Genomic DNA, 14,104 nt, shown 5'->3' on the forward strand with positions numbered 1-14,104 from the left:
AAATTTTTTAGGAAGGCAAATGGAAAAATTTAACACTCATACTGGCTTGGTTGTGCCATTAGATATCGCTAACGTTGATACCGATCAAATCATCCCAAAGCAATTTTTACAAAAAACTGAACGTGTTGGTTTTGGTGTTCACTTATTTCATGAAAGAAGATATTTAGATCATGAAGGTACACAAGTGAATCCTGACTTTGTTATGAACAAGCCAGAATATAAAGATGCCAGCATCTTACTCGCACGTGAAAACTTTGGTTGTGGCTCAAGTCGTGAACATGCGCCATGGGCCATTGAAGAATACGGCTTTAAGGTGATTATTGCCCCAAGCTTCGCTGATATTTTTTACGGTAACTGTATTAACATTGGTATTTTACCTATTCAACTGACTGAAGCTGAAGTTGAAGAGCTGTTTCAATTAGCGCCTAATGCACAATTAACCTTAAAGGTTGATCTACCTAACAATAAAGTAAGTTGTGTACTTGCTGACAACTCTGTAAAAGAGTACGCTTTTTCATTAAGCGAGTTTCAACAATACAGCTTAGAAAATGGCGTAGATAGCGTGGGTTGGACATTAAATAAGCTAGATAAAATTAAAGCTTTTGAAGAGCAAATGCCTGCTTGGCAATAAAGTGTAAGTTAACTGCCTGAGCTCAAGCTTTCTAACGATATCGCTATATCTGTCATAAAGCTATAAATAAACTCCAAGTACAATACTGTTCTTGGGGTTTTATTTTATGCGTTCATTTATTATCAAAACACCGTATTTATAAGGCTTTATCTATAATCTCAAGTACAGGCATCGGCTTGAAGTAGAAAAAACCTTGGGCGATATCAACATCATATTGAGTTAGCAAGTCAACCTGCTCTTGTGTTTCAACCCCTTCTACTACCACCTTTTTACTCAAGTCATTGCAAATTTGCAGCATACCTTTTAGCAATGCTAATGCACTACGATCTTCGGTTATATAGCTGATAAAGGCGCGATCTATTTTGATCACATCAAGCGGTAGCTTTAATAAGTAAGCAAGTGACGAATAACCCGCACCAAAATCATCAAGACACAGTACAAAGCCTAGTTCTTTTAACGAGTTCAAGTGTAAAATAGCCATGTCACTTCGTACTAATGAGTTTTCGGTTATCTCTAACTCTATACGACTCAAGTCGGCACTTTCTTCTTTAATTATTTTTTTCAGCTCATCAATAAAATCATGGTGGTGTAATGAATTAGCTGAAATATTCACTGAAATTGGTTTCGTAATTTGTGGGTAATCTTTAACAATATTTAAAGCGCTACGAAATACGTACATATCCAATTCGAAATATAACCCTGCTTGCTCTACTACTGGAATAAAAGCATTAGGTGGCACTAAACCTTTCTGCGGATGCTGCCAGCGTATTAATGCCTCATAACCAACAACATCACCTGTTTTCATTGATGTTTTCGGTTGTAACATTAAAAACAGTTCATTATAGGCAAGTGCTTTCCTAAACTCGGCTAAAATACCTAAACGATGAATGGTTTCTTCCTCAAATTTAGGTTCAAAGGATTGCGCCATACCGCGTTTACTTTCTTTTGCCACTTTCAATGCCATTTTAGCGTGACGAATAAGCATATCAGCATCAAAATCATCATCAGCATTACAATTAGCCTCACCTAAGGTCACCCCTAAACGCATTGAACTACTGCCTAATACAAACGGTCGAGAACATTCAACAATCAATTGCTTGAGCTGCCATGTTGAGTCAGCTATCAATACGGCGAAAACATCTGAATGTAAACGAGCAATACTGGCATTTTTATAAAAAACTCTTTTCAACACTGAAACCATAGAAATAAGAACATCGTTACCGAATTCAAATCCCAGGCTATCGACAATATCGTGAAAATAATCAATATCAATAATATATAAACTTAAAGAGCTTTTAGCTTTCGAGCGTACTTCTCGAGCAAAGTGAATAAGCCCCTCTCTGTTGTAGGCATCTGTTAATGAATCGTAATAAGCTGACCTGTTTAAGTGAGTAAAAAACTTAGCATTTTCTAAGCCAATCGCAATATTCAAGCAGAAAACTTTAAGTAACTCTTCATCAATATCTGATAGATCTAATGTGCCTTCAATAACAACAACCCCTTGCCAATTTGAAGGCGTCGCTAAATAAAGCGCACTAATTTTATCCTCTAAGATATGATGTTTTTTCTCGAGTGCTTGCTGCGCAAGTTGAGGCGCGACGCCAGATAATTCTTCGTATATATCTTTACCAAACAGTTCATCATATTGGCTTGTTGCCGCAACCACTAGAAAGCTATCATTTGTAGACTTTTCTATCGCAAAAGGACCATTAAGTGGCCTTTGTGAAACACAAAATATCCCTTGAGAGGTGAGGTTAAATAGGGCATTCATTTGCTGTAGAACACCACTAGCAAACTCATGAATAGAGCGTTCTTTCATTAAACTCGCTGAAGCATGAATTACATTTTTCAAACCACTTTTTGAGTCTTCTAATGCTTGTAAGTGACTAAATGATCGTATTGCAGTAGCAATAGATGTAAATAGCTTGTCACGTGTTAACTCACTTTTAGTTTTGTAATCATTAATTTCATACTGGGTAATAATTTCTTCTTCAGGTGCATAACCTGGTTGTCCGGTACGGAGAATTATTTGCAAATTTGTTCGCTTCATTTCATGGCGAATTCGTTGAGCTAAAACCAAACCTGCATCTGAGCTTTCCATAACGACATCCAGTAGAACTACAGCACAATCAGGGTGCTCTTCAAGCAGTTTGTAGCCTTCTTCACCACTATAGGCACTAATAAACTTAACATTTCGTCCTTGAATTTTTGTATTGGCTAAAGCAAGTTTAGTTACATCGTGCACAGATTCTTCATCATCAACTATAGCAATGAGCCAAGAATGCTCACTTTCTGTATTATCAATGCTCTCAGATTCATCGTCATCAATAAGATTTAAAATAAAATCACTCATTGTTATCTTCCTTTTTTTCAGGTGCGATTAATGGTAATTTAATTTCAAATATTGTTCCTATCCTGCTTTCCACGTGAATGCTCCCTCCCATTAAATCACTAATAATACTATGCACGATATTTAGCCCTAGACCTGAGCCGCCTTTACCTAGTTTTGTGGTATAAAAAGGATCAAAAAGCTTTTTAATATTCTCTTTCTCAACGCCATTACCGTTATCAGCAAAAAGGATTTTTACTTCTCTTTTAGCTATGACGCTGAAGCGAATATGAATTTCACCTTCAGCCTTACCCTCAAAACCATGCAATACCGCATTATTAAATAAGTTAGTGATAACTTGCCCTAGTGGACCAGGAAAGCTATCCATCATAATATTTTCAGGTCCCTCTACCGACAATTTAATCCCAGTACGTTTGATTTTATGATGTAACGTCGCAACGATTTCATTAATCGTTTCAAGTAGGTTAAATTCACGTCGTTTACTACTTGTTTGATCAACTGCCACTTGCTTAAAGCTATGAATAAGCTCGGCAGCATCTTGTAAGGAGCTCTCCAATAAATTGACTGATTGTTGAGAGTCAGTTTCAAACTTCTCTAAAATACTTCGACTGAGTACGCCAGTTTTAACTTTGGTTAAGAACTGTTTTAAATTAGCAGACAATGTACTTGCCATCGTCACACTAACCCCTAGCGGCGTATTAATTTCGTGGGCAACCCCTGCCACTAAAGTACCTAAAGAAGCCATTTTTTCAGTAGCAACTAACTTTGATTGTGTTTCTTTTAACTGCTTGTAAGACTGCGTAGCATTGTCTCTTTCAGTAAGCAATTCTGTTTGTATTTTCTGCTCACTTGCTCGCAGTTGATCTAACTCACTTAACTCTATTTGAAAATCTTGTAAACTTGCCAAGATGTCGGTGAGCTCATCTTGACGTGTATAATTTCCAAGCTCAATATTGCGCTCCCCCCTACGTAGCTTATCTATTGCCGTTGTTACTTGAGCTAATGGGGTAAAAATAGTTTTACGCGCATAAAAAATAACACTGGTAATTAAGCCAATAATGAATAACGCCGATATGGCTAAAACTATAGAAATATTTCTCGATATTATGGATAAATCTGTCATCGATAATTGTACTTTTTGACGGGCAGCACTTGATAACGTGTCTAGTATATCCTCTGCTACATTAAAGCTCTGGTGCTCTAAATTATCGATTGCTTTAGTTGCAAGCGCTTTGTTATGAGTTTGGTAATGATCAAATATTTCTTTGCCTCCCTCTTTGAGTTCTAAGAATAAGCGCTCTATTTCATTAAGATAAATAACCTCTTGTGGCTTTTGTTCTAGCGGTTTTAACTTAATTAAGTAACTTTCAAACTGTAAGGCGTTATTAAAAAAACTTTGCTTAGCATTAATATCATCAAGAACAAAGCGATCTAAATCAGCTAGCATGTCCCCAGCCTCGTCAACCAACTCTAAATAGTATTGTACGCCTGGTAAATCATCATTAATTACATCTAAGGGGTTATTGCTAGAGCCGACATCAGCAATTTCATCTTCTTTCATTTTGTCTAGCAATTCTTCTAATGGTTTGCCGACATTAATAAGCAAGTTATTTATTTTTCTAGCCGCATTTCGCTCCTGCTCAGGATGATATACCTCAAAAACTTGTGAAACAGCTTGCTTTTTATGGCCTTCAACCAAGCGCATTACTTTATCTACTTCACCGTTTTCTTTGATATTTTTTGGGATTAAATCTCGGAAACGAATAAACTCCTCATAATTGCCAAAGTATTCCTGCTGCTCTTCTTCTTCTCCTAGTAAGTACTCTAATAAATTAGAGTTCATATCACCCAACTCTTCTAACATAGCTAAGCTATTTAATGCCTCAGGTAAGTCGTAATTAACGACCTTATCGGTTGCACTGCTAATTTGAGAACTAAGGTAAATAATCGTTGCAGAAAAAATAAGAATAACAAAAGAGATACCGACTAAAATAACATTAATTTTAGTCGCAATAGACTGGCGTTTGGTAACCATCAAAAGACCTAATACTGTGTAATTAAATTATTGTTATTAAGTTTAGTTAATGATTGGTATTTTGCTCATTTTTGTAAGTTTTTTTATAAATTAACTTAATTTAACCAAATATTTAGAGCTAAATAATGTTAACACACCTCTCAAGCTAACTACCTAGAATTACCAATGTACTAAAGCTGGCATAGTAAATGTTTGTTCTTGGTAAGTTAAAATAACTTGTTGAGGTAATATTTTTTCAAGTATTAAGCCATTTGCAATACTATCACCCTCATAACGATCTCGACCGTTTACATTAACCCAGCCTTGGCCGTCTGAAGAGTAAATATGTTGCGTAAAATGCAAGCTCGGCAACGATTGTTGAAAACTTGCTGATAATTGCGTTAAAGGCTGAGCCTTTTGATATGCTCTATCGACACTCGACAAATGCTCTGCTGGTTCTACAGGTTTATGATTATTGCCATTAGCGCTTTGCTGCGTTTCTTTAACTGCAGCTTGAAACAATGCTAATAACTCAGGTGATGTTCCATCTACCCCTTCAACTTGATAGTCATCTGCTTTTTCTACAGGCGATGCGTTATCGACTGTAGATTGTTCTTCAGCTTTGGCATTTCTAATGCTTTCGTTGCCGCTTTCATCAACAGGTGCAACATTCGCAATATCAGAGCTCTCCTGCTCAACAGATAATAACGCGGCAATTTCACTACTGTTAGAGCTAGTTGACGAACTTGTGTTTTGCACTGCTGAAGGTTCATTGGCTATGTTTTCATTGCTTTTACTGTGTTCACTATAAACGTTTTTAGTGGCTGTTAGCTCTATTAGCGGCTCAGTTATTGTCGCTTCTTCAATAACGGCTTTGTCACTTAATAATGATGGCGTTACCAATAACGGACTCTCACTTTGGCCCAACCAAAAGCTGACTGCACCAATAGCAATAACTCCAGTTATTACGCTGCAAGTAGCTAAAACGGTACCAAGGCTATTAGATTTTTTTTGTCCCGAATAAAGCTCGTCTCCTAAGGTATGCTCTGCTGCTTTTTGAACGGCTTTTTTACTAACAATCGTATCGTTATTATTATAAGCGTGCATTAATGCGCTATGGCATAATAAGTTGATAAGCCTGGGGATTCCTTGTGATAACTGATGTATTTTAGCTAATGCGCCAGCATTAAATAGCACTCGTTGGCAACCAGCAATATATAAGCGATGCTTAACGTACAGTGCTAATTCAGCCTTGGTGAGTGGCATTAGGTGATAACGAGCCGTTATACGCTGCGCTAATTGTCTTAAATCGCGACGTTGTAATAACTGTTGTAGTTCAGGTTGCCCTATTAGAATAACTTGTAATAGTTTTTTAGTATCCGTTTCTAAATTAGTTAGCAGTCTAAGCTGCTCCAACACTTCTACTTGCAAGTGTTGCGCTTCATCAATAATCAATACCGTATTAATATTGGCTTGATGATTTTGTAATAGCTTTTCAAAAATTTTATCGGTCAGCGTTTTTAGACTTGCCGCTGACTTATCGTAGTTTAGCGTTAGCTGATCACAAATAGTCGCCAACAGCTCCAAGCTTGAAAGTGTAGGATTCAAAATAAAAGCAGTTTGGGTATTTTCCGGCAGCTGTTCAAGTAAACAACGACTAATGGTGGTTTTACCTGTACCAACTTCACCGGTAAGTAATGCAAACCCGCCAGTTTCACTTAACCCATAAGTTAAATGTGCTAGTGCCTCTTTATGCCTATCGCTCATAAATAAGTACTTAGGATTAGGAGATATTGAAAAAGGAAGTTCACTTAACGAGAAAAAATTTCGGTACATAACCCTAACTACAAAATAAAAAGACAGGCTAAAAATACTCACTTGTTATATAGATGTCAAAGCATCACCAATACTTAAGGTGATTATCTTAAATAAATACCCTGGCTCGATGTATGGATTCCTTTTGTTTTGGTCGACACCAATCTATGGGTGTCGATTGGTTGAGTCCATACATCGAATTCCGGTTAAATAGTATTTTAGAGTAAATACACAAACCACCATTGCAAATAAAAACAATTACTATTAACATGCGCGTTATATTTTGTAACAACTTAACGAGAGTAGTAACGTGCTAAAAACAACATTAAGTCTAATTGCTTTATTGGTTGCCAATCAGGTACACGGTGCAAGCACCAACAAACAAGAAGAAGTATTAGATAGTGATAACGATCTAAAAAATATCGAACGTATTATTGTCACTGGCAGCCGAATCGCTGAAAGCATTGATGAAGTACCTGCATCTATCACCATTATCACGCAAAAACAAATTGCCGAACAGCTTAAGGTTTCATCAGAAATTCAGAGTTTATTAGCAAATTTAGTACCTGGGATGGCACCAAGTACAGGTACATCAAGTAATTCCGGTCAAACCTTGCGAGGTCGAGCGCCCTTAATAATGATTGATGGGGTACCGCAATCAACTCCATTGAGAAATGGCTCTTTAGGTGTACGCAGCCTAGATGCCAGTGTAATAGAGCGTATTGAAGTTATTAAAGGCGCAACATCAGTTTACGGTAACGGAGCTGCAGGTGGTGTAATAAACTACATCACTAAAAAAGCAAATAGCGACAAAAAACTAAGTGGTCATGCTAGTGTTTCAAGCCGTTTTAGCGCGGTAGAGCTTGATGATTCAGTAGGTACACGTTTTGAGGGTGGCATTAATGGCGAAGTAAACAATTTTACCTATGTATTAAATGCCAGCTACGAAGAAAATGGCCTACAGCGTGATGCCGATGGCGATATCCTAGGATTAAAATACGGTTTATCTGATGCGGTAATGCAGAACTACTTTACCAAGTTGGGTTATCACTTTGATGATGAAAAATCTCTGCAATTTACTTATAACTTCTATCAATCAAAACAAGATGTCGACTTAATTGATAAAGTTGGCAAACTCAGCTTAGGTGAAAAGACTCAAGCCGTGCCACTTGCCCCTGGTCAAACAGTACAAGGTGACCCTCAAGGGCCTAGTAACCATAACGTTATGGTGAAGTATGTGGACGAGGCGTTATTTGAGCAAACACAATTAGTAATTGACTTATATAGCCAAGAAATAGAGAACATATTTTTCTATTCATCAAACTTAGCAAACCAAAGTGAAGGTTACGATGGTGGGCAATCATTAATTAACTCTGAGAAACAAGGTTTACGCGTTACCCTTAATACCCAAGCCGATTTTACTTTTGATAGTGGCAACACTCTTGATACAACATTCATTTATGGTATTGATGCGCTTAATGACGTCACCTCACAACCTATGGTTGATGGACGAATTTGGGTTCCGGAAATGGATATGAGCAACTTAGCTGGCTTTTTCCAAACTAAATTAATCTATAACGATGATTTAGTGCTTAAAATGGGTATTCGACATGAAAATATTGATTTAACTGTAGACAACTACAGCACACTTAAATTGTGCAAAAAGCCAACGCAATGCTCAGTACCTGTTGATGTTACGGGAGACACCTTAAATTATAAAGCAACAACCTACAATATTGGCTTAAAATACAATGCAATAGAAAAATTCAGCCCATTTATTAGCTACTCTCAAGGCGCTGATATTTCAGATACAGGTAGGTTACTGAGAACCGCCACCGTAACAGATATTTCACTCATTCATACAGAAGCGTCAATCATTGACAGCTATGAAGTAGGCTTCACTTCAGATTTTGAAGAACTTCACTTAGAGTTTTCAGCTTACCGAAGTACCTCTGAATTAGGTACAACTAACAAGTTTGACACAGTAACAGGGATTTACGTACCCGTTAGAGCACCACAAGAAATCTGGGGCTATGAAGCATTAGTAAACTATACGATTAGTGATAACTTAGCCTTAAATGCAACTTATAGCTGGATTGAAGGTAAGAATACTGCTGCTGATGTTTACCTTGGTGCAAAACAAATCAATCCCCCTAAAGCAACAATAAACCTAAACTGGCAACCTATAGATAACGCCAGTTTAGCGATTAACTACCTTTATGTAGGTGACAGAAAACGATTTGACCCCATTGATGGTGAATATGTTGGTGATCAAGGACCTATTGATAGCTACCAAATTGTTAACCTAAGTGGTAATTATGATTTCGCGAAACAATGGTCTGCATTTATCGGGGTAGAAAACTTATTTAATCAAGATTACTACCCAACCAAATCACAAGGCTATACTTATGGTGGTTACAACATTAAAGGTTTAGGTACTACTGTCAATATTGGTGTTAATTACCAGTTCTAAGCTAAGAAAAACCAATTATCTTAACTAAGATCTCCGTTAAAAAGCAGTTACCCCTGGTAACTGCTTTTTTATTACCTACGCGATTTTCTTAAGTTCGGGTACACTTAAATTATGATAAAGTAGTCACTTAACAAAAATATTACCCTCACTGGAGTTTAGTTGAAGGCCTTATGATAAATAAAGATACGTCATTGAATACCTACCTTGTTGGCGGCGCTGTTCGCGATAAACTATTAGAGCGCCCGATCAAAGATAGAGATTATTTAGTTGTAGGTGCGAGTATTGAGCAAATGCTTACCTTAGGCTATCAACAAGTAGGTAATGACTTTCCTGTTTTCCTCCACCCTGAAACCAAAGAAGAATACGCTCTAGCCAGAACAGAGCGTAAAGAAAGCCAAGGCTATACTGGTTTTAGTTGCTACTTTGCTCCTGATGTTACTATAGAACAAGACTTACAGCGTCGCGATTTAACGGTCAATGCCATGGCAATGGATAAAGCTGGCCATATTATTGATCCCTACCATGGACAACGGGATCTTAACGACAGAGTACTTCGTCATGTCAGCGATGCATTTATTGAGGACCCACTGCGTGTCTTAAGAGTAGCCCGTTTCGCGGCTCGTTATCATAGCTATGACTTTACCATTGCCAATGAAACGTTGGAATTAATGACTAAAATAAGCCTAAGTGGTGAGTTAACTGCATTAACCCCTGAACGTATTTGGCAAGAAATGCAGCGCAGTTTAACGGAAGACCACCCTGAAATATTCTTCAATGTTTTACACCAATGTAAAGCGTTAGCCGTACTATGGCCTGAGTTAGATGTATTATGGGGCGTACCAAACCCTGCACAGTGGCATCCTGAAATTTGCAGTGGTATACATACAATGATGGTTGTACAACAGGCGGTATTACTTTCACCGAAAACCTCAGTGCGCTTTGCAGCATTGTGTCATGATTTAGGCAAAGGGATAACGCCCGCAGAGCAATGGCCTAGCCATAGAGGACATGAAAAATCGGGACTACCTTTAGTTGAAAAGATTTGCCGTCAATTAAAAGTACCAACCCATTACAAACAACTTGCCCTTAAGGTATGTGAACATCATTTACATTGTCATAAGGCCTTTGAGCTCCGAGCAAGCACCTTATTACGCATATTTAACCAACTCGATGTGTGGCGTAAACCTGAGGAGTTTGATGATTTTATTTTAGCATGTAAAGCCGACTTTCTTGGTCGTTTGGGCTTTGAAGATAAAGCTTACCCACAAGAGGAGTATTTAAAACAAGCTATGCTTGCTGCAAAAAATATTAATGCTAAAGTGTTTGTTGAACAAGGGCTTAAAGGCATTGCGATTAAAGAGGCAATGGCTACAGCAAGGCTAGCAGCTATTCAAGCCGTGAAGGACGAGCAACCTTCAACAACCCAAAATAATCACTAGATACCATTGAGCGTCAAGTGTAACTTGCCGCTCAATAAAACAACAAATTATTGCCTGTAGTTTACAAAACACAACAACTCTTTTATCTCATCTCGCTTATCCTTTAATCACTACCTAATGTGACTTGGTGACGACAATGACTATTCAAACACTCGCTTCTGTAAATACTCAACACTATCCTGTTGGCCAAAATCAAATATCAACTAATACTATGGTGAGTGCACAGCCTAGTATGCAAGATCTACTATCACCTGAGCAGCAAAACACATTGCAATCGTATACTGAAACAAAACGAGAAGAGCACGTTGAGCAAATAAAATCGAATTATAAAACAGCTAAAGATATTGACCTGACTCGCGCTTATTATGCTCAACAACAAAAGTTATTTGATATTTACATAGAAACGGCAACGGATGGTGAAGTAGACACTGACAATCATGATAAAAATAACGTGAGTGCTATTAGCACGTTAACAAGTGCTTATACTGAGCTGTATGACTTACATAAACAAGTAAAAGGTGTTATAGAACAAGTACCTACTATTAATGATAACGTCAACCCGTTAAAGCATAATGTGTCAAACGCTGCTGTTGGGCTAAATGGTGTCACTAGCGAGACGATGAATCACCAAGGACAATCATTAAGCCAGCAACAAACCAACATTTATAACAGTATTATGATGCCAAGCAGTAACTCATACCTACACTTAAGTGCTTAGTGAAGCTGAATTAATAGCTTAAGCAACGCTAATTCAAGTGATAAAAGCGGCTCTAACCATACCCATAATGTTAGTGCTAGAAGGTAAGCAAGGTTGGCGTCGAAAAATACGCCAATCAAGCTTGAAATATAGATAATAGCGCGATTACCGTTTAATAAATAATGACGCTGCTTTTCAATAGTCATGACAATCCCCTTAGGTCATGCGATGCTTAACGCTAAGTGCTTGGTTGCTATCTAGCAAATAGCCAACTGAATTAAGCTAAACTAAAAGCATCGCAATCTACAATTAAATGGCCGTTATGCAAGCTTACTTATTTGAAGCATTTTTTAAGCCAATTAACGCAGCCTGTCATTCACTATGGCTCTAAAAGTAAGGTTTATTCGAGGAGTATGAACTTTTTTTGTCGGAGGTAAACGATGTAGCCAGTGCTTTTGTGTAATGCCTTTCATCACTAATAAGCTACCCGATCTTAAAGGTAAAGCGACAACTTCTTTCGTTTGCTTATGTTTAAACGCAAATTTTCGTTCAGCGCCAAAACTTAAAGAAGCAATAGCTCCCTGCTCTTTTAAGTCTTTTTCGCCATCGCTATGCCAAGCCATTCCCTCTTCACCATTATGATAAAGGTTCGCTAGGCAAGCATTGTATTGCTCCCCAGTTTCAACTTCGACTAAATTTTTTAGCGCTAATAATTCATCAGGAAAAGGCAGTGATCGTTTGGTAATATTTGAATAGGTGTATTCAAATGCTTGACCATTTAAGGTATCCGCATACCAAGCGACTTTTCTTTTTGTTTCAATCAGTTTACCAAAGATCATTGCTTGATCGCATTGCCACGCTAACAACTTAAGTAGCGCTGAGAAATAATGTTCCGCCTGTTCTAACGCTATAACTTCACCATAGTAATTTACCTCGCCATCATAAGGTAAAAGGTTAATAGGCTGAGTTAGTCGCGGGGAGAATAAGTCCATAAGGTATATTTAAGCTAAACTCGAGAGAATGAAGCTTACTCTACTACTTTTTAAAGTGTGCCCAAGGGTCTGCTGGTGCTCTATCGCGGGCTTTTTCGGCCTTTTTAATACGTAAACGCTCAGCATCTTCAAGGCTTAACTCTTTTGGCGGTCTTTGTTCTAAACCATGTGGCACAATACGATCACGCGGCGGTAATAAAAACTGGTCATCACTCGCTTTAGGTAAACTGTGGTATTGATACATATAAAAAGCTTCAACTTTCTCTTGTGCCCACGTGGTCTTCTTTAAAAATTTGATGCTCGACTCAATACTTGGATTGGTTTTAAAGCAGTTCAAATTTAAATAAGCAAATAAGATTTCCCAGCCATAATGATCAACCAATTCGTTGAGTACTGTTTCTAATTTTGTACCGTGCAGTGGGTTGTTTTTATATATCTCTTTATCGCTCATTTATTTTCCTAGTTCACTTTTTACTTAACTCTTTGGTTCGCTTTTTTGGTTAGCTTTATCACTAACGACTATTGCTTTCGAGTTAACACAGTATGTAAGTAATGAATTATACCACTGTTGCTATAAAAGTTGATGTTTAACTCAAGAATAAACGCCACTGTACATTAGAACCTACAGTCTCTTTCTTATTAATTAAGTTATTAATAAGTTAACTTGATTAAAATCAATAAAGTACCACTATAAAGCAATTAATATAAAGACCACTGTAGAGCATAAGCTCTACTTAAACTATATAAAATACAACAAGGTCAATATCGTGAGTATTAATAGCCGTAATAAATCTCTCAGCTTTATCATTATTGTCAGTTTACTTGTCTCTGCCATTATTTTAGGCCTATGGTCAAGCTTAACAAACCCTGTCCCTTGGATATTAATCGTCGCTTTAGCATTGATGCCGCTACTCAGGCAAAAGCATATTGAACAAATAAAATGGAGTGATGATTACAGTATTGGTATTGAATACATCGACCAAGATCATAAAAAACTCTTACACTTATTGAATCAATTTAGTATTGCTTACGATTATGCTCAGTGTGAAGAATTTGAGCGAGAAGCACTAGAAGAGTTAGTCAGCTACACCAAATATCACTTTAAACGAGAAGAGAAATTGATGGCAGATTATGACTACCCAGGTCTTGCTGAGCATCAAGAAGAACATCAAGCAATGATTGATAAAGTCGAAGAATATGCACATATTTATAATGAACAAGGACACGATTCATTAAAACAAGTGACTAATTTGATAACATTCTGGCTTATTAACCATATTAATGAATCTGATAAGGAGTATAGCCGCTACTTACAACAGCTTGGTGCTGACGAGTTTGATAATAACTAAGCCAGAAACGTCCTTATTAATAAAGTTAGTACTATTGCTAACTTTATTGCTTGCTCCTCGCCATTATTTTCGACTTATTGATTAGGGGTTGTTGAGCTTTCGATATTTTTTTCGCAGCTTTTTGTTGGGTATTTATACAAGGCAGAGCCTTTGTTGTGTGGTTGTTCAGGACAATAAGCTCCTGCATTGTCTAATAAGCAACATCCATACAGCGTCACATAACAATTTGATAACGCAGTAAAAATGACCAACAAACGCTGTTAGAAAGATCAACAGCACCTAGCCACACAGCAATATATTTGCGGCAATTTTTGCCAAAAATAATGTATGCTTGCGACAATAAA

At 37.4% G+C, this 14,104-nt stretch carries 11 protein-coding genes and 1 pseudogene; 5 read left to right on the plus strand and 7 right to left on the minus strand.

Annotated elements, in window-relative coordinates; translation table 11 throughout:
• The first annotated feature begins 19 nt into the window (after positions 1-19).
• Positions 20-631, plus strand: coding sequence for a 3-isopropylmalate dehydratase small subunit (leuD, locus tag ABD005_RS00820; RefSeq protein WP_215979640.1), 612 nt, complete (start codon positions 20-22; stop codon positions 629-631).
• Positions 632-767: 136 nt separating this feature from the next.
• Here the strand turns inward: leuD and ABD005_RS00825 are convergent, their stop codons facing one another.
• The 3 genes from ABD005_RS00825 to ABD005_RS00835 all read right to left on the minus strand — a co-directional run bounded on the left by ABD005_RS00825 (position 768) and on the right by ABD005_RS00835 (position 6,831).
• Complete coding sequence (locus ABD005_RS00825) at positions 768-2,984, minus strand: bifunctional diguanylate cyclase/phosphodiesterase (protein ID WP_215979641.1); 2,217 nt, start codon at positions 2,982-2,984, stop codon at positions 768-770.
• Positions 2,977-5,016, minus strand: a complete 2,040-nt coding sequence (locus ABD005_RS00830; RefSeq protein WP_215979642.1) for a sensor histidine kinase — start codon at positions 5,014-5,016, stop codon at positions 2,977-2,979. The genes ABD005_RS00825 and ABD005_RS00830 overlap by 8 nt, the downstream gene beginning before the upstream one ends.
• A 159-nt stretch (positions 5,017-5,175) precedes the next feature.
• Positions 5,176-6,831, minus strand: coding sequence for an AAA family ATPase (locus ABD005_RS00835; protein ID WP_343813795.1), 1,656 nt, complete (start codon positions 6,829-6,831; stop codon positions 5,176-5,178).
• Between the two features lie 289 nt (positions 6,832-7,120).
• On the opposite strand from ABD005_RS00835, the gene ABD005_RS00840 reads away from it, so the two are divergent.
• The 3 genes from ABD005_RS00840 (at position 7,121) to ABD005_RS00850 (ending at position 11,440) form a co-directional block, all read left to right on the plus strand.
• On the plus strand, positions 7,121-9,283 hold the full coding sequence (locus ABD005_RS00840; protein WP_215979644.1) for a TonB-dependent receptor: 2,163 nt from the start codon (positions 7,121-7,123) through the stop codon (positions 9,281-9,283).
• A gap of 191 nt (positions 9,284-9,474) precedes the next feature.
• The gene (locus ABD005_RS00845; protein ID WP_343814846.1) at positions 9,475-10,722 is read left to right on the plus strand and encodes a multifunctional CCA addition/repair protein; all 1,248 of its coding nucleotides are present in this window, start codon (positions 9,475-9,477) and stop codon (positions 10,720-10,722) included.
• 136 nt (positions 10,723-10,858) lie between these two features.
• Positions 10,859-11,440, plus strand: a complete 582-nt coding sequence (locus tag ABD005_RS00850; protein ID WP_343813800.1) for a hypothetical protein — start codon at positions 10,859-10,861, stop codon at positions 11,438-11,440.
• Here the strand turns inward: ABD005_RS00850 and ABD005_RS00855 are convergent.
• The 3 genes from ABD005_RS00855 to ABD005_RS00865 all read right to left on the minus strand — a co-directional run bounded on the left by ABD005_RS00855 (position 11,437) and on the right by ABD005_RS00865 (position 12,862).
• The gene (locus tag ABD005_RS00855; protein WP_215979646.1) at positions 11,437-11,625 is read right to left on the minus strand and encodes a hypothetical protein; all 189 of its coding nucleotides are present in this window, start codon (positions 11,623-11,625) and stop codon (positions 11,437-11,439) included. The two genes, ABD005_RS00850 and ABD005_RS00855, sit on opposite strands and share 4 nt — an antisense overlap.
• Before the next feature lie 153 nt (positions 11,626-11,778).
• The gene (locus ABD005_RS00860) at positions 11,779-12,411 is read right to left on the minus strand and encodes an alpha-ketoglutarate-dependent dioxygenase AlkB family protein (protein WP_343813803.1); all 633 of its coding nucleotides are present in this window, start codon (positions 12,409-12,411) and stop codon (positions 11,779-11,781) included.
• 43 nt (positions 12,412-12,454) lie between these two features.
• Positions 12,455-12,862 (minus strand): VF530 family protein, encoded by a 408-nt coding sequence (locus ABD005_RS00865; RefSeq protein ID WP_215979648.1) that lies wholly within the window; start codon positions 12,860-12,862, stop codon positions 12,455-12,457.
• Positions 12,863-13,178: 316 nt separating this feature from the next.
• On the opposite strand from ABD005_RS00865, the gene ABD005_RS00870 reads away from it, so the two are divergent.
• Positions 13,179-13,760 (plus strand): bacteriohemerythrin, encoded by a 582-nt coding sequence (locus tag ABD005_RS00870; protein ID WP_343813808.1) that lies wholly within the window; start codon positions 13,179-13,181, stop codon positions 13,758-13,760.
• 74 nt (positions 13,761-13,834) lie between these two features.
• Here the strand turns inward: ABD005_RS00870 and ABD005_RS00875 are convergent.
• Positions 13,835-14,020: pseudogene (locus tag ABD005_RS00875) on the minus strand (hypothetical protein); the annotation flags it as partial.
• Positions 14,021-14,104 lie beyond the last annotated feature (84 nt).

This window comes from Colwellia asteriadis, assembly GCF_039523295.1.
Lineage (GTDB): Bacteria > Pseudomonadota > Gammaproteobacteria > Enterobacterales > Alteromonadaceae > Colwellia > Colwellia asteriadis.